The following is a 16,728-nucleotide window of genomic DNA, read 5'->3' on the forward strand; positions in this document are numbered from 1 at the left end:
ACTGGTGTCGCCGTCTTAATGTTGATTACGAACGTTTACCTGCTTCATCAGAGGCTTTCATCCACATTGCTATGATCCGACTTATGCTACGGAGACTTGCTTGAATATTTTATACTCTCCGTATTTCCAAACATCCTCTTATAGAGGGGAGGGAGCTAATCTGTCATTTAGTGAATTTAATTTGGTATTAGTCTGGCAAAGATCGCTGTGGCGATAAAGACCAAGATCGATCGGCACTCAGTTCTAAAATTGACGGATGATAATCGCTCAACCGTTCGCGATGTCCGACGCTTAAAAATGTCATTCCAGAGTCTCGAAGTTGCTGATAAAGCTGCTGCTCGTTGCGATCGTCGAGCGCGCTAGTAGCTTCATCTAAAATCGCGTAGCGAGGTTTATTCAATAGTAATCGCGCAAAAATTAGCCGTTGTTGTTCGCCTAAAGATAGCACCTGCGCCCAATTTTGTTCGGTATCGAATCCACCATGTTGCTGTTCGAGATCGGGTAAATTTACCTGCTTTAAAATTTGACTTAAATAACTATCTTCAACAGATGCATCCATATGTGGATATAACAGTTGGTCGCGTAATGTGCCCAAAACCATATACGGTCGTTGGGGTAAAAATAGCATTTCAGTTAGGGGCGGACGGACGATTTTACCCGTACCTGCATCCCACAATCCGACGATCGCGCGCAGTAACGAACTCTTACCGCAGCCGCTGGGGCCTCTGACTAGTAAACCTTCACCAGGAGCAAGTTCGAGCGATAAACTTTCGATTAGCACGCGCTGACGATTGGGTGTCTGGAGCGTCATCTTAGCCAGCTCTAGCGGACGATTTGAGACTACGGCAGCGTCGATAATTTCAGTCTCGATCGTCTGTGGTGCGGTTGCGCCGTCGTTAGTTGGCATCGCGATCGACCGATCGAAAGACTCCAAAAATGCGTACAATCGATCGACACCCGCACCAAAAGTACTCAAAGATTGAAACCGCGCCACAATCAGATTGAGCGAGAAAAAGATCCGAATAAATGCTCCCTGCGCTTCGGTCAGTTTGCCAACTTCTAACTCACCTGCAAAAATACTCGGTGCGACGACGATCGCGGGTAAAATAAAGGGGAGAAACTCATAAGCATTCGTAAAAATATTGAGATTTAATTCCCAAAAAATCAAGCGTTTGAAATTATCAAACACCTCAACAAATCGTCCCTTAATCCGTTCTGACTCATAGCCTTCGCCCTGATAAAACGCGATCGCTTCAGCATTTTCGCGCACTCTAACCAGACTGAACCGAAAATTTGCTTCGGTTTTGAGCCGCTCGAAATTAAGTCTCATCAAAGGCTGTCCGAAGACCCCCACCGTCGTCAACGTACCGATGAGGGCATAAACGACCAAAAACAAAATTAACTGCGGTGAAATGCCCCACAGCACGCTGGTAAACGCGATCGCCGCTAAGAGCGAATCGACTACCGCCAGCAAAAATGTCAGCGACTCATGGGTAAAACTTTTAACATCTTCGGCAATCCGTTGATCGGGGTTATCGATATTGGCTTCGGCATAATTGAGATAATAAAACGATCGATTCTGAAAATAGCGATCGAGAAAATTAGCGGTCAGCCATTGTCGCCACTCGACTGCCAATCGATCGCGTAAATAGACATAACCAGCATACAGCGGCGCGTAGACTACTAATGTCCCGGTAAACACCAAAATTGTCTGCCAAAATCTAGCTTCTTCACGCGCCGATAGTGCCGAAATCAGCACGCCGCGCTTATTATTAAGCAGCACGCTCAGTCCGGTGTAACCCAATGACAATAAAATTACGGCGAGTAATAGCCCGCGCGCGCGCCACTTTTCATCGCTAGACCAGTAGGATTTGGCGAGCGTCCAAAACTGTCTAAATACGGTCAGATCGAACCTATTCATGATAATTATATTTACTGCGGCGACTGACGATCGCATCGAAATTAGCAGATGTCCGATGCTAGCACAAGCTAAATTGACAAAGACAACATTTCGATCGGTCATCTTTGTTATTGTGAACCATCCCCAGTCGCGCGGCTAGCGGCTAGTAGTCTTGGGCGTAAGTAAATTTACTATTTAGCGGGGAGCGGGGAGCGTAAATTAAAGCGAGATCTTCATAAATCCTCCCCATCTTCCCGCCCCTTTTCTATCCTCCCACCCCCACTCCTCTTGCCACGATCGAGTAACTAGCAACTTGGGTTATTTGCGCCCCATCCACTTGGCCGCCATTGCGCCCAAAGCTGCGCCCACCATTGGATTGCTGAGAAACTTCACCATTGCAGGCTGCTCGGCTAGGACATCGTGAAAGACATCAGCATAATTGTGATAAGCAAAGCCAGCCAATTTCCCCACATCATCCGCGCTCATCCGGTTGGGGTCGTGCGTAGATAATCCCAACTGCTGTTCTAAATCGCGATCGCTCAAACCTTTTTTCTTGAGATGACTAAAAAATTCGCGGGCGACATCATCGCGCTCGTGAGGTTTAATTTGGGCGATTGCTTTTTGCAATTCTGGCTCCATTTGGGCGGCGGGAATCCGATCGGATTGGAACGACTTACTAAATAACTGGTGTCGTTCGTTTTTAGAAGATTTTTGGGCAAAATCATCAAAGTTATCGTAATTTTCGGCTGAACTAGCATCTTCAAGGAGTTCTTTATCTCCGCCCGCTAAATCTTTCATTACTTGACGTTTGTAATCTTCGCTGGTAGACATGGCTTTTTAGTATTTATTGTGAATTAGATTATGAACGATCGGGGAAATAACTTTCAATACTCGCGCTATTTTAACAATCTAAAACTATGCTGCTTGCTGGTACTCAATTTGCTTAGACTGAGTATCGTAGATAGCGGTTAAAATCAACTTTTTATCTGGGGCATACATCAAAATTTTCAGATCGCGATCGGGAAAGTTTTTGCGAAAGCCTTGAGTCAGAGATTTAGCCAGATCTTTGACTTCACTAGGTTTGACTTGAGGGGAGATAACGATGCCTAATTTATCGCGATCGCGAACGTAAGCATCTTTAATTAAACCGTGACTGGTTGTTACCACCCAATTACCAAATTCTTGACCTGTCGCCGAATTGCCCCGCTCTAGCTGGGCGTAATTAGATTGGTTTATCGCTGTGGGTATTGCGATAGTTTTATCTATTGTTTTACTACCACATGCTGTCGTGAAAACTAACATCAAGACTAAGGACAAAGCAATAATTATCTTACGACCTTGTTGTAAAAAACTCATCTACTTACTCCTAAAACTAAAAGATATATTATCGACCGAACTAGAAATATCAAGAAATCGAGCGCGATCGTCGGCACAAAATTATGCTTGACTATAACGATCGAGTATGGCTTGGTAACTATCGTGACGATCGGGATTTTTGAGAACTATTTCGAGCTTGATATTTTCCCACTCGCGATCGGGCAAACGCTTGAGTTCGGTGAGTAGATCGATCGCACCTTGTAGCGAATAAGTCCGATCGTCCTGAATTGTCAATCGATCGTTACCAACTAATTCCACCGAAATCGATCGATCTTGGGGTGCGATCGCATTAGCGATGGCTTCATTAGTAACTTGTTCGCCTAAATCGATTTCGGCAATCCGTTTATATTCTGGGCTAACTTGTTCGACAATCAACTTTTCGCGCCGTACGGGTACTCGAACTTGCAACATCTGGGTTTCGATCTCTTTGCGAACCACAATGTCTCCGCTTTTGCGTCGCGTCAACTCGACTACCAATCTTTCTTCTAGTAACGGAATTACTGTTTCCGTTAGGGTCTTTGCCGGATCGGCAATTGGATCGCGACGCTCTACTCCGCCATTTTGTTGACTAGATTTAAATTCGTCAGCAAGCATGTTCTTCCCCAGCATAATGTGATTATCGAAGACACTTCTAGAGGTAGGGGCAATGAATTACCCCTACCTCTAAGAATGAGCTAGAGCCTACAGTTTGCCGTCAGTGCCAGCGGGACGAACATCAACATTGACATCGAGTTCTTCGCGACGGATCTGTTCTTGAGCGGTAGCAGTTTCTTTGTCTACTACTTTATTGACGCGCACTTCCTCGCGGACGAATGCCTCTTTATGAAATTCAGGAACTTCTTCATAGACATCCATCCGAGAGACTTCACCAGCTTGGAAGGTAGCTTCGCCAGGAGCTACTGCTGTCACCCCACTCGCGGGCACCCGTTCGATGACCACGCGTTCTTTTTCGATGGGTACGGAAGCCTGAGCGGTTTCGGTTTCAATGCGTTTGCTAATCACCGCATCGCCAGTCTTTTGACGTTGTTTGCCCGCAACTAGCCGCTCTTCGTACAGCTTGAAGCTAGGATGATTATCCTCGTTCATAGCATAAAGATCGGGTTCTTTGTCATGCGAATAGGTATCGCGATCGTAAACATAACCTTCTGACGCTAGATATCCATCTTCGACACCAAGCATCGGCTCGCTAGTCTGTGGCATCGTTTTAGTACCAGTCTCAGGTGCTTGCTTGGCAGGCATGGCAGAACGATAAACGCCTCTGACTCGCTCTTCATGGTCGTAATCGACTGTCATGTCGTCAGTCAATTCGGGGAGGGCTTCGACTTGGGCTTTGGTGAGGTTTTGACCGTAGACGCGTTTTTTGTTGTAGTCAATGCTCGCGCGACCGATCGGTAATAATACTTTTTTACCCAGAATCCATACGCCAGTATTGATGACTAAATAGCGAATTTGTCCGTTGTCATCTACTAAAATATCATCGACAGATCCAATTTTTTCTTCGGCTGCGTATAGATCCATGCCTTTAACATCGCGATCTTCAAAATGCTGGCTATAGTCTGGATCGAAGTCTTTAATTTTGTGGAGAGCCATAATTACCTGATTGCTATTTGCTAAGTTAAATACAGTTATTTACTTACAAATTTTAGATTTTTAGCTCATATTAATCATCCTTCTATCTACCGATTTCGATTGCGCCATTAGAGAGAGACAGATGTAATTAGGTCGCGATCGTTATTGACTTTCATCAGAGTTAATATCGACAATTTAGGGTAGAGCAATTTATAAATTACCCTACCCTAAATTTTTGGCGCAGATGAGAGAATGGTTTAGACTGTAGCTGGGGTTTTGGTCAGTGCTACTTGGAGTTTTGCTTCATCTTCTTTTGATAGTGAAGTCCGTAACACTTTACCTTCAAATTTACTCAAATCTGCCAACACGCGATCGGGTGTAGATTTGCGGATTAACACAAAGATTGCCGAAGTTCCTGGTTCGATCGTGCTGCCGAGATCGCGCATAAAGTTATCGTCGATGCCGATATCTGATAAGGCTCCTGAGAGCGCACCAGCAGCCGCACCTACCAATGCAAAAATTGGGTTGAAGAAAATTACACTCAATAATACGCCCCAATAACTACCGCCAATAGCACCAGCAGCAACTAGTTCTTGGGCTTGCTTAATTTTGACTTTGCCTTCTTGGTTTCTGATGACCACAGCAGCATCTTCGAGATCGACTAAGTACTCTGATTGAAGTCTTCTTAATTCGCTCATGACTTCATCAGCCTTAAATTCGTCTTTAAAACCGACAACAATTAAATCGCTCACAGAATTATCCTCTAAATAAGTTTGACTGGTTCGATATATCGATCGTACAAAATTCATGCCAATTATGCTCTCTGTCCACAGATAGAGAGAATGAATCACAGCCGAGCCTGATTTTCTAGTTGTGCATAAATGTTGTAAATATCGATCTCTCAATCGGTAGAGATTTAGATTTAATTACTTAAATGCTGGTGTTGAAGATTGCTATTTTCTTTCGTCGTTCTGCCCCTCATCTGCTCTATTTCAATCCGATAGATCGCAATTGATTCTCCATAGCCCCAGGAGTCGATCGAAAACTAGTTTTCAACTGTTTCTGTAGGAATGTAGTTAGATTTATACAATAATCTGGCTCGGCGTTGTTGGAGCAAATGTTTGTCTAGGGCAGCTATAGCTTCATCTAGATCTAATGTACATAGGTCTAAGAGTCTACCAGCTTCTCTGATGTTGGCGATCGATCTGGCTCTAGTTTCAGCATCGGGAATTTTAAAGTCGTTACTCATAATTAATTATAATTACGTTGGATTTCTTGTAAACTGGCAATACTAGCAGCTAACGCAGCTTCTGTTGATTCAATAGAACGAATTAAGTTATACTCATCCCATTTTCCCCAAATTGACTAAATCCATTATGGTTGTGGGCACCACCTCCCACGCTGGCAAATCATTAATTACCGCTGCTATCTGTCGGCTCTTGGTGCGACAAGGGTGGAACGTCACCCCCTTCAAGGGGCAGAATATGGCTCTGAATGCCTATATTACCGCCGATGGTAAAGAAATGGGTCACGCGCAGGCGGTACAGGCGTGGGCGGCAAAAATTGAGCCGAGGGTGGAGATGAATCCCATTCTGCTCAAGCCGCAGGGCGATATGACTTCTCAGGTAATTTTAATGGGTACGGCGGTGGGGAGAGTGCAGGCGGCGGATTATTATCGCGATTATTTCGATCGCGGGTGGGCGGCAATTACCGATTGTTTAGATAAATTAGCCTTAGAATTCGATTATATTGTCTGTGAAGGTGCGGGGAGTCCGGCGGAAATTAATCTCAAACATCGCGATTTGACTAATATGCGCGTGGCGAGTTATTTACAGGCAAATACGGTGTTAGTTGCCGATATCGATCGGGGTGGGGTATTCGCACATATTGTCGGTACTTTAGAGTTATTAGAACCCGAAGAACGCGCGTTAATTAAAGGCTTTATTATTAATAAATTTCGAGGGCAGCGATCGCTCTTAGAGTCGGGAATTACCTGGTTAGAGGAACGAACGGGGATTCCAGTAATTGGGGTAATTCCCATGTTAGACCAAGTATTTCCATCTGAAGATTCGTTAGATTTATTAGAACGTCGATCGCGTAAACCGAATGCAGATTTAACAATTGGAGTCATGAGATTTCCCCGCATTTCCAATTTTACCGATTTCGATCCGATCGATGCCGAACCGACAGTCAATCTCAAATATATTACGACTAAAGACGAACTAAATAGCTGCGATGCGGTAATTTTACCTGGCTCGAAAACAACTATTGCCGATCTAAATTGGCTGCGCCAAACGGGTATCGCCGCAATTTTACCAACTTATCTCGCTAATGGCGGTACGATTATGGGGGTTTGTGGCGGTTTTCAAATGCTCGGTACTACCATTAACGATCCTACCGGAATCGAAGGTATTCCTGGCGAACATCCTGGCTTGAACCTATTCCCACTCCAAACCACGATTTCCGAAACCAAAACTACCAGCCAACGCACTGCTACCACCAATTACCCCCATCCCGGCATCGCGATTTCTGGATACGAAATTCATCAAGGCACCACCCAATGGCACCCCGTTCGCGTTGGCGGAGCCTCTGCCTCAGCAAAAGCGTCTCGGAACGAGAATCGACCTGCTAGCCCCGAATACGAGCAATTATTTAGCGATGTCAGTCTGGGCATTGTCGATTGCCATCTCCAGCTTTGGGGCACCTATTTACACGGAATTTTTGATAATGGAATGTGGCGCAGACACTGGCTCAATCAGATCCGCTCTCGTCGCCATCTATCGCCGCTCACCACGGAGGTACCAGAGTACGCCAGTCAACGCGAAGAAATTTTCGACAAATTGGCAGATTCGATTTCTGAGTATTTAGATTTAGCTCCATTAATAGGGTGAAAATTAGGGGTCGATCGGTGCTAATAATATAGAACCCTTTTGAGATCTTAGTGGAGGAGGGTGGGTTTTGTTTGAGATCGAACAGTACTATCAACATTAAATTGCATTGTCTTGTCGCGCTGTCTTGTCGTTTTTTTATTAGGGGGTTCCCCTAGACAAAAAAACGCCGCTAAACCGTCGGGAAACCTGACGTTGGCGTTGGCGTTGGCGTAGCCTGCCGTAGGCACAGACTACCGTAGGTACAGCCTCTCCGACGGGAGAAACGCGCGCCGCAAACCAACCCCTACAGATCCATAAATTCATCCGTATACATCTTTATAGATCGACTGTAGATGGCTTTGTTTATGCTAGCCAATATCGATTTGACTGTTCAATATCAGACGAACCCGCCCTCCCCTACTAGATCGCCGTTGCTGGAATAGATTGTAATAAAAGTGCTAACCCGCTGGCGAATACAATAACTTTTTTCGTAATTTTGATTTTGGCGATCGTTTATAATTTACAAGCATCTTCTCGATTCATAAATGTCAAATTTTTATCGATAATTTTATTATTAAAAAGACAAATTGAGTCTAATTTATTCATTTTAGATAGAGGCTTTGCATCGATAATTTGATTGTTTTGAAGGTAGAGGGTATTTAATTGAATTAATCCAGCCAGAGGTTTAATATTGCTGATTTTATTATTACTAAGGTGGAGACCAATTAATTTAGTTAAACCAGATAGCGGTTTGAGATCGCTAATTTTATTTTCATTAAGACCGAGACCCATTAATTTAGTCAATCCAGCTAGCGGTTTGAGATCGCTAATTTTATTACTGTCAAGATAAAGACCTGTTAATTTAGTTAACCCAGATAGAGGCTGTAAATCGCTAATTCCCTTTCCTGATAGGTTGAGTTCGGTCAAACTGTTGATGTAAGAATCAGCTTGTTGACAATTTTGGGTGCCCGCTTCTTTGAGTAATAGATCGATCGTCAATTTAGTAGCCGCAGGTACAGAATCTTTCTGTTGACACCACTGAGCAAAACTTTTAGTTTTCTGTTGTTGTGAGGGAGCCGCTGTTGTTGGTAAAACTTGTAATAAGAATGTAAATCCGCTGACTAATACAATAACTTTTTTCATGATTTATATTGGTAAATGCGATCGTTTTAAAGTTTTATTCAGCTCTAACAAAATGATGAATGCGGCGACTTTGAAAGCGGTATCCTCGGATTGTAAATATGCTGGCAATTACAGCATGGATTAAATAAGCGACCTTAATACAGAATAAGATGCCAAAGAAGTCGATACGCCAAATTCAAAATACACAAATTGACTTTCCTTTAATTGGACAAACTTGGTAGTCAATTGGATTCTTAGAAACTTCAAGTTTTTTCAAACGTAAGGTAGACAAAGATTCTAGATTGCTAATGCCATTGTCATCAAGGTACAATTCTCGTAATTCATACAGTGCTGATATAGGTTCAAGATCCGCAACGCAAACATTGCCAATCTCATTTTTGGTGAGTACGAGTTTTTTTAATTTAGTCAAAGTCATAAGAGGCTTTAGGTCGCAAATCTTATTATTTTTGAGATTGAGACTGGTTAGATGACTCAAGCTACCCAATACCTGTAGATCTCGGATTTGTTTACCACTGAGATCCAACGATGTCAGATTTTGTAGTCTAGAGTTAGCTTGTTTGCAGTCAGTAGTTTTAACCTGCATTAGTAATATCGAAACTGTCTTGCCAGCTTCCTCAGATAGAGCAGATCCCTGTTGACACCACTGAATAAAACTTATTAATTTTATCTGTGTTGGTGGACTCGCTACTGCTGGTAATAGTGGTGAGAGAAATAGTAATCCGCTGATGAATGTAATAACTTTTTTCATGATGCTTGTTTTCAAATAAAGAGTTTTATTTTTGAAGTATTTTTTTGGCGAAAGTAGATTTCGTGTTTAAATTATTGGAAGATATGTGTTTGGAAACCACATTGAAGCTTTAAGTATAATTATTATTTTCCTGTTTTTATGGGTGAACTTTGCGAACTTGTCAATGAAACTGTATAGTTAGGTGTAGTCGAGTAAAAGGGGCTGAAACCAACCTGTTTATAACCGCGTTGGCGCAGCCTCGCCTTTGGCGAATCGCATTTGAGTTTTGGTGAAGTGTAGCTAATTGCGTGAGAATATTTAAAGTTAGTATCTTTGATGCAAAATTTTTCTGTACTTTGAAAAAATTCACCAGTCAAGGCAATCTTTTTATTTGTAGATTTGGCGTAGTAATAATGACGAACCAGATCGTAACCATCAGGACGATCGACTTTATCTGCTGGTTCGGTTGATGCCGTCATGCAGGCACCTGGATCGATCGTCAACCAGCCTTTAATCTGGTAGTTAGTAATTTCGATCGAAGGTCGCGGATCGAGGGTTCCTCTGGCATAGGCGACTCGAACTGGTGAATTTGTCTGGTTACAAAATTCTGTTGCAGCACGAGCGGCTGGTTGGATAGAGAAGGCACTTATTGGTGTAATTAAGCCGATTAAGATCGGTAATCTGATATTTTTAAGCATTGCTTTGTTTAATGGTAGAGATCGATCGATACTAATTGCCTTTAATTCAGTTGAAAATTGGTATGCTTCCTGAAACATGTTTCAGTTTGCTTAACCCAGCCAATGGCTTCAAATCAACAACTTTATTGCGCCGCATATCGATAGTTTCCAAGTTCGTCAAACCAGCCAGTGGCTTAATTGGCTTGTAACAAGAGTAGAAATCTGCTGAATAATGCAATATTTTTGTTCATAAATCTGGCTCTAATTTTATCGAGTCAACAAGATATTTACTGGAACTGTACGCTGGAGGACAGATTCAATGTAGCCAGCCCACATATTTCTGATAGAAGAGTCACTATTAATTTGAGATATTACATCTTCAAACTGTTTATTATAGAAGCGAGATACTAATAATGCTGTTGTCTCGTCTGCATTTGAATCAAGGCGAGCATTACTAATTCCAACTGTCAGATTATATACAGAAATCTTATCATCTAAGTTTTTGCTTTGATTAGTTGTAAATATTTTCAATTCAATCTTTAGAGCGAATTCACCAAGAAAAGTTGACTCTCGTTCTGAACCGAGAGTTGCAGGACTAGTTGTTTTGAACTGAACTTTCTGAGTCATTTCTCTTACTATTGTGCCTTTATTTCCACTAGGACTGAATGAGAAAAATTCCCGATCGATGTTAATTGCGTTGGACTTGACGATTGCATCACGAATTCGATCTCCGCGATCGAGTTGTTTTCCATCGATTGCTTCTTGGAACTTTTTTTCTAAGCCTTTACTACCTTCATTCCATAGACTATTGATGAAATTACCACTATCTTTTTTTGAAGAATAGTTGAGTGCGGCTCGATAGTTTCGCCATCGAGTAGTGGGGGCAGTTTGAATATCTTGTATTTGAACCTCATCTTTTGAAAAAGTTGGTCGTGCATCTACTCGATCGAACGATCCAAATCCGATATTATCGAGCAAGACGATCGCTAAAACAGCGATCGCCAATACAATAATTTTTAATCTATTTTTTATCATTATTTTCTTGTGAGTAAGTTTCAAGTGGGAGAGGGCGGGTTTTGCTCGAAGATGATGGTGTAAGGGCGACAAGACAATGCAATGCAATGCAATTTAATGTAGATGTTACTGTTCGATCTTAAACAAAACCTACCCTTCTTCACCAGGATCTAAAAAGATCTCAACTGGGTTATATAAATCTACTGCCGAGTCCATTCACTGCCGCTAAAACCGCCAGTTTTATAAGTAGAGATAAGTTTACCGTTACTGACTCGAATGTTCATTACCCCTGCACCCTTATTATTGCCTTTGGGTACATCAATCCAATTACCATTAATGTCATTACCTCGGATCGTACCTTTGAAAATATTAGTCCAACCAACTCCATCCCCACTTTCTCCATACCACCACAAATTATTGCCATTTTGTCGGACATAGTAAGTACCGCCATCATTGCATTTATATACTCCTGAAAGATTACTAGCAGGCGTAGCAGTAAGTTCAGCGATTAATTTTTGTTTAACAACTACTCGTTCTTGAGATGAAGATATATTTGCCTCAGCCAGACTAGGATTCAATCCTAAGCTAATACCACAAATGGGAAGTAAACTAATCGAAGTCAGCGCGAAAGAACGCAAAGATGATGAAAGAGAATTTGTCATGATGCAGAGCTGGATAATTGAATATTTGAAAGTTAAACCGATCGAGATCTATCGATCTCTACGGAACGATCCGACGCGCTCCAGCTTGTTTATTGTCTTCTGCTGCTTCGGCTCGAATTTTTGGTACGACACAAACACGATCGGCTGAAGTGGCTTCGCGCCAAACAAAGCCTTGTTTACAAGTATCTGCCCCGTATGCTCCACCATTCGGTTCTCGGCGGAGAGATGCTTGACTGTTCTCTTGACGAGTTCTGGTACGAACTTTTGGGGTCACACAAACGACATCATTTGGCATTGCTTCCCGCCAAACGTAGCCTTGTTTGCATGTATTTGGATCGGTAGGAGCGATCGGTTTTGGTACAGTGGTGACGGGATTATCTGGCTTAGATTCGGGTTTCGTCGGGGTGGATGCAGATCCCGATCGTGCCCAGTCGCCATCGATTTTAATTTTATGATAACCACTTGAGCTAATCAATAACAGTACAGGTATTTCTGAAGTAAATTTAATATTATCAACCTGTCGCTTTGGGTTTCCTGAATTAGAAGAAGCACTGATGGTTTTTAGATTATTGCCATCAATAGTTTGTATGCGGACAGTCGTACTAGATGAACCACCTACACTACCAACATCGGAATCTAAGGTGATAGTTATTTGTCCTGGCTTCGCTGTTAATGAATAGTAGTAGACAGTTTTGCTATTTTGTTTGCCTGGATTAGAGAGGATATTCGTAGTCAAGGGAGTTGGATTATCTCTGTCTGTTGATTGTGCGAAGCTGGGGTTGATATTTGTAACGACGATCGCGCAGGCTACACACATCGCAGAGAATCGGGCTAATTTAGCGATCGATACAGATTTCATATTGTTCAAAAGTTGATTTTTAGTAAGTTAGATTTGTCTCAATTCGGTTGGTTTAAATTGCCCTGTTGCTAATCTCGCTATCCGTCAGCGATTGGTTCCAGACTCTAACCTCATCGATGTCCCCTCTAAATTTGGGAACGCAATTAGTCCCATAGCTGCCGATGTAGAACTTATCATTGGTTGGCAGTCCATAACCAATAGTTAATGTTGTTGGCGTGCCGTTACCAACTTGTTTGCCATCGACATAGAGCTTGACTGTCTGGCGATCGTAAGTACCAGCCACATGGTGCCATTTGTCGTCCCAAATATTGGTACCAGCATCTGGTGATTCGATGTAGGTCTTGCCATCGGAAACATAGAAGAAAAGACCCTTGCTGCTGCCCGTGTAAAAGGCATATGAGGCGACGCGACACTCGGCTGCGCCCTTAGAAATCACATACTCAGAACTAGCTGCCCCAGGCGATCTTTTGACCCATGCTTCTAGGGTAATATTCGCAGGTTCGAGTGCGGGCGAGTCGGCAATTTCAACTGAGCCTTGTCCGGCAAATTTCAGCGCGGCGGTATCAAACTTGCGGGCGATCCAAGTCGGTGCTGTACCACCAGTATCGGCTGTCAATTTACCCGGATTGAAATTTCCAGAGGAATCTTGGGCAACTTTGCCCCGCCCTTCATCGAGATGCCAGTTGCCCACGATGTTGGTGGAATCTGCCGCAAACCCAGCCGGAATTTGCATCAGGTTGATGGCAAGCGCAGTTACGATACTCAAGCACAAGCCAAATACTTTTTTGAACGAAATACCACGCCACTGGATTTTATAGATATTTTTCATGAATTTCTGCTGAGATTGGTTAGATTGAAAAGCTGTTTTAATCATTTTTGACACGATCGATCTCCTAGAATCGATTGTATGGATGTTTGGTTTTTGCCCCGATCGACTTAACCTCCAGATCTTCAAAAAAAAGGGTGTAGGATGATGTTTAGAAAGTATATTTTAATACTCATAATTGAACAAATAATACGTAATTGCTACAATTTGACCATCAATTAGTGCCATAATAATCTGGTAACAAAAAAAATTGTTGCTCAAAGCTGCTAAATTTCTTGCTCAAAGCTGCTAAATTTAGACGACTTATACTCCAGATCGGGTATTTTTTATGAGGTACGGCAATGGACTTCCCCCCAGACAAAGAGCCAATCGATATTAGCGATCTCGATGAATTGAGAATTTTGGCAGTGCCAGATGCCGAAATTGTGGGGATGAGTAAAATGGGGAATAGCGCGCAGGTGACGATTTATCAATTACCACCGATGGCAACACCATTTTATGTTGTGCCTTACCATGCGTTTTCGATGGCTCTGAGCGATCTGCCAAGTCTAGAATTATCTACCGATGGGTTAACGTTTCAGCCACATCCGATCGGCACTGGCGAGTGGATCTTTATCCCCCATAATGAGATTTCTGGGTCGCGCTGGTCGCATGATTCGCTGTGTATGCACGTATATTTACAACCCAGCTTTGTCAGTAATTTAATCTCGACCAATTTTACCGCAGAAGATGTTTTATTTAAGCCATTAATCGGTTGTGAAGATCCGATTATCAAAAATTTACTAGAATTATTCAAACAAGAGTTTGCCCTAAATCAACTGACAGATCTCCTCTATGCAGAGGCATTAGCGACGGTACTAAGTCTGCATTTAATTCGTACCTATGCCGATCGACAGCCGATCGAGACTATTTATACAGTCTATTCTCATCAATCCGAGTTAAATGATGCGATCGACTATATCGAACGAAATTTAGATCGAGAAATTACCGTCCAAGCATTAGCCGAACGCGCTCGATTGAGTATTTCGGTGTTCGCTCATTCATTTAAAAAAATTATGGGGATTAGTCCCTATCAATTTATCATTACGAAACGACTAGAACGAGCGAGCGAATTACTGCTCGATCGAGATGCTAATTTGCCAATTGCCAAGATCTGTCAAATGTGTGGATTTTCTAGCTCTAGTGCGTTCGCGACCCGATTTAGACAAAAATATGGAATTTCGCCAGCCAAGTATCGATTCTCCAAGGGAGAGGCTTCTCTTCTCTCCGAGACGCTTCTGCTAAGGCAGAGGCTTCGCCAACGCCAACGAACAATCTCGACGATCTCAGATCGAACTCGATCGAATCGCCGCAGTCATTCACGGTTAAACTAAGATAGAGCCAAGATGTCGATCTATCCATGACTGAGCCAGAAGTTACAATTTGCCCAGGTTATTTATCACCAACAGCCGCAACCGAACTGTATCATAAGTTACGCGATCGAATTGAATGGGACGAGCGGATTAGTGCGCGTAAAACCGCTTGTTTCGGGCTACCTTATAATTACTCTGGTTTGACATACGAAATCCAGCCGATGCACCCGCTTTTGCTACCGCTGTGCGATAAATTAGCCCAAACTTTAGGATTTGAACCAAATAGTTGTCTAGTCAATTTCTACAAAGATGGTCGCGATAAGATGGGTTTCCACTCTGATGAAATCGATAATCTAGAGGATGGAACGCAGATTATTATTATTTCGCTGGGTACCGAACGAAAACTCTCATTTCGATCGAAAGTCGATTACGAGCAACGGCTAAATTATTTATTACCTCACGGTTCGTTGATGTATATGAGCCAAAAAACTCAAGAATTTTGGAGTCATGCCATCAAAAGGGCTAATGTAATGGACGGTCGCATTAGTCTAACGTTTCGCCGGATCGATCCCTCATACTCCCTTCCCAGTGTCAAATTAGACATCTAGAGTGAATAGTGGATAGACGACCAACAGCACAGATCGAAATTGTCTATTTCTTGAGTGGGCAGGGAGTATGATAAAGCAGCTCGAACTGCCATAACCATCTTGGTAATTGCTATATCTTAAAAATAGAATCGATCGAACTTATTACTAAATTCCCGAACCGTCTAAAAATTGCCGAATGACTTTATCTTCCAAGTGACAGCTCGGTGCTAACTCAATCCCTTCGGCGGAGGGAGTTTCCACACCTTGAATGATGTCGTTGCAAGTTTGTTCGGTTTGCATTTTTTGAACTTGTTGCTCTAAGCTTTCAATGCGATCGACTAATGCCCGAATTACTTCTGCTTCTGTATCTGGTAGACTACCATGTTCTAGCGGCCCGACGCGCTCGCCAGCTCGATATAAAATCCGTCCGGGAATGCCGACTACCGTACAATCTGAAGGCACGTCTCGCAGTACGACAGAACCCGCACCAATCCGCACGTTACTACCGATTTGTAAATTGCCCAATACTTTAGCACCCGCGCCGACGACAACATTTTCGCCGAGTGTCGGGTGACGTTTGCCGCTTTCTTTACCAGTACCGCCAAGCGTTACGCCTTGATAAATCAGCGCGTAATCGCCAATAATTGCCGTTTCACCAATGACTACGCCCATCCCGTGATCGATAAATACACCCTTGCCAATTGTCGCCCCTGGGTGAATCTCAATCCCCGTAAAAAACCGCGCTAAATGCGAAATAAAGCGAGGGATAAAGGGGATGCCTAAAACATACAGCCAATGTGCAAACCGATGCAGCGATAAGGCTTGCAGCCCAGGATAGCAGAACAAAACTTCCAGCCAGTTACGGGCGGCAGGATCGCGATCGAAGATAATCCGGAAGTCAGCAATTAGTTTAGAAAGCACGATAAGTATTCTACGATCGCGAGGAGGCTATTACGTATTTTAGCCGATATCTTTCGATCGATGTCAGTACGGTTTACACAATCTAGCGGGGAGCGGCTGTACCACCGTAGTGGGAGGTGTGGGAGGTGTAGGAGGTGTGGTTGTGCCTACGGCAGGCTATCGCCAACGGCTTCGCTCAACCACCAGGAGGTGTGGAGAGATGGGAGTTGGTATTCTTAATCCAAAATCTCCCAGTCCCCCAGTC

Annotated in this window: 19 protein-coding genes; 3 read left to right on the plus strand and 16 right to left on the minus strand. The window is 43.1% G+C overall.

The annotated features are described in order from the left end of the window. Positions 1-187: 187 nt before the first annotated feature. The 7 genes from RMO79_RS16655 to RMO79_RS16685 all read right to left on the minus strand — a co-directional run bounded on the left by RMO79_RS16655 (position 188) and on the right by RMO79_RS16685 (position 6,095). Positions 188-1,921 (minus strand): ABC transporter ATP-binding protein/permease, encoded by a 1,734-nt coding sequence (locus RMO79_RS16655; RefSeq protein ID WP_396136617.1) that lies wholly within the window; start codon positions 1,919-1,921, stop codon positions 188-190. 297 nt (positions 1,922-2,218) lie between these two features. Next, on the minus strand, positions 2,219-2,731 hold the full coding sequence (locus RMO79_RS16660) for a hypothetical protein (protein ID WP_310484321.1): 513 nt from the start codon (positions 2,729-2,731) through the stop codon (positions 2,219-2,221). 84 nt (positions 2,732-2,815) lie between these two features. Further along, positions 2,816-3,256 (minus strand): hypothetical protein, encoded by a 441-nt coding sequence (locus RMO79_RS16665; RefSeq protein ID WP_310484323.1) that lies wholly within the window; start codon positions 3,254-3,256, stop codon positions 2,816-2,818. 81 nt (positions 3,257-3,337) lie between these two features. Then, positions 3,338-3,886, minus strand: coding sequence for a DUF2382 domain-containing protein (locus RMO79_RS16670; RefSeq protein WP_310484324.1), 549 nt, complete (start codon positions 3,884-3,886; stop codon positions 3,338-3,340). 72 nt (positions 3,887-3,958) lie between these two features. Continuing rightward, positions 3,959-4,867, minus strand: a complete 909-nt coding sequence (locus tag RMO79_RS16675; protein WP_310484325.1) for a DUF2382 domain-containing protein — start codon at positions 4,865-4,867, stop codon at positions 3,959-3,961. Between the two features lie 236 nt (positions 4,868-5,103). Then, entirely contained in the window at positions 5,104-5,598 is a 495-nt protein-coding gene (locus RMO79_RS16680; RefSeq protein WP_310484341.1) for a DUF1269 domain-containing protein, read from the minus strand. A 293-nt stretch (positions 5,599-5,891) separates the two neighbouring features. Further along, the gene (locus tag RMO79_RS16685) at positions 5,892-6,095 is read right to left on the minus strand and encodes a hypothetical protein (RefSeq protein WP_310484326.1); all 204 of its coding nucleotides are present in this window, start codon (positions 6,093-6,095) and stop codon (positions 5,892-5,894) included. 127 nt (positions 6,096-6,222) lie between these two features. On the opposite strand from RMO79_RS16685, the gene cobQ reads away from it, so the two are divergent. Beyond that, positions 6,223-7,737 carry a cobyric acid synthase CobQ gene (gene cobQ / locus RMO79_RS16690; RefSeq protein ID WP_310484343.1) on the plus strand — a complete coding sequence of 505 codons (1,515 nt, stop codon included), beginning with the start codon at positions 6,223-6,225 and terminating at the stop codon, positions 7,735-7,737. A gap of 138 nt (positions 7,738-7,875) precedes the next feature. Here the strand turns inward: cobQ and RMO79_RS16695 are convergent, their stop codons facing one another. From RMO79_RS16695 to RMO79_RS16730, 8 genes are all read right to left on the minus strand, one after another. Then, positions 7,876-8,040: a hypothetical protein gene (locus RMO79_RS16695; RefSeq protein ID WP_310484327.1), complete on the minus strand. Its 165-nt coding sequence runs from the start codon at positions 8,038-8,040 to the stop codon at positions 7,876-7,878. A gap of 189 nt (positions 8,041-8,229) precedes the next feature. Next, complete coding sequence (locus RMO79_RS16700) at positions 8,230-8,859, minus strand: leucine-rich repeat domain-containing protein (protein WP_310484328.1); 630 nt, start codon at positions 8,857-8,859, stop codon at positions 8,230-8,232. Positions 8,860-9,034: 175 nt separating this feature from the next. Next, positions 9,035-9,607 (minus strand): leucine-rich repeat protein, encoded by a 573-nt coding sequence (locus RMO79_RS16705; RefSeq protein WP_310484329.1) that lies wholly within the window; start codon positions 9,605-9,607, stop codon positions 9,035-9,037. Positions 9,608-9,729: 122 nt separating this feature from the next. Further along, positions 9,730-10,362 (minus strand): DUF1036 domain-containing protein, encoded by a 633-nt coding sequence (locus RMO79_RS16710; RefSeq protein WP_310484330.1) that lies wholly within the window; start codon positions 10,360-10,362, stop codon positions 9,730-9,732. A 168-nt stretch (positions 10,363-10,530) separates the two neighbouring features. Then, positions 10,531-11,322: a hypothetical protein gene (locus RMO79_RS16715; protein WP_310484332.1), complete on the minus strand. Its 792-nt coding sequence runs from the start codon at positions 11,320-11,322 to the stop codon at positions 10,531-10,533. A gap of 155 nt (positions 11,323-11,477) precedes the next feature. Further along, a complete protein-coding gene (locus RMO79_RS16720) occupies positions 11,478-11,939 on the minus strand; it encodes a hypothetical protein (RefSeq protein ID WP_310484334.1) in 462 nt (153 codons plus the stop codon). A gap of 58 nt (positions 11,940-11,997) precedes the next feature. Continuing rightward, positions 11,998-12,798: a hypothetical protein gene (locus tag RMO79_RS16725; protein WP_310484335.1), complete on the minus strand. Its 801-nt coding sequence runs from the start codon at positions 12,796-12,798 to the stop codon at positions 11,998-12,000. A gap of 52 nt (positions 12,799-12,850) precedes the next feature. Then, positions 12,851-13,672 (minus strand): LamG domain-containing protein, encoded by an 822-nt coding sequence (locus RMO79_RS16730; RefSeq protein WP_310484344.1) that lies wholly within the window; start codon positions 13,670-13,672, stop codon positions 12,851-12,853. A gap of 293 nt (positions 13,673-13,965) precedes the next feature. Between RMO79_RS16730 and RMO79_RS16735 the strand changes: the two genes are divergently transcribed. Together RMO79_RS16735 and RMO79_RS16740 are read left to right on the plus strand one after the other, a co-directional pair. Further along, positions 13,966-14,997: an AraC family transcriptional regulator gene (locus RMO79_RS16735; protein WP_310484337.1), complete on the plus strand. Its 1,032-nt coding sequence runs from the start codon at positions 13,966-13,968 to the stop codon at positions 14,995-14,997. A gap of 26 nt (positions 14,998-15,023) precedes the next feature. Then, entirely contained in the window at positions 15,024-15,584 is a 561-nt protein-coding gene (locus tag RMO79_RS16740; RefSeq protein ID WP_310484339.1) for an alpha-ketoglutarate-dependent dioxygenase AlkB, read from the plus strand. Between the two features lie 144 nt (positions 15,585-15,728). Here RMO79_RS16740 and cysE read toward each other — a convergent pair whose 3' ends face one another. Then, positions 15,729-16,484: a serine O-acetyltransferase gene (cysE, locus tag RMO79_RS16745; protein WP_310484340.1), complete on the minus strand. Its 756-nt coding sequence runs from the start codon at positions 16,482-16,484 to the stop codon at positions 15,729-15,731. Positions 16,485-16,728: the final 244 nt, after the last annotated feature.

The sequence above is a fragment of the Chamaesiphon sp. VAR_48_metabat_403 genome (genome assembly GCF_031422475.1).
Classification (GTDB): domain Bacteria; phylum Cyanobacteriota; class Cyanobacteriia; order Cyanobacteriales; family Chamaesiphonaceae; genus Chamaesiphon.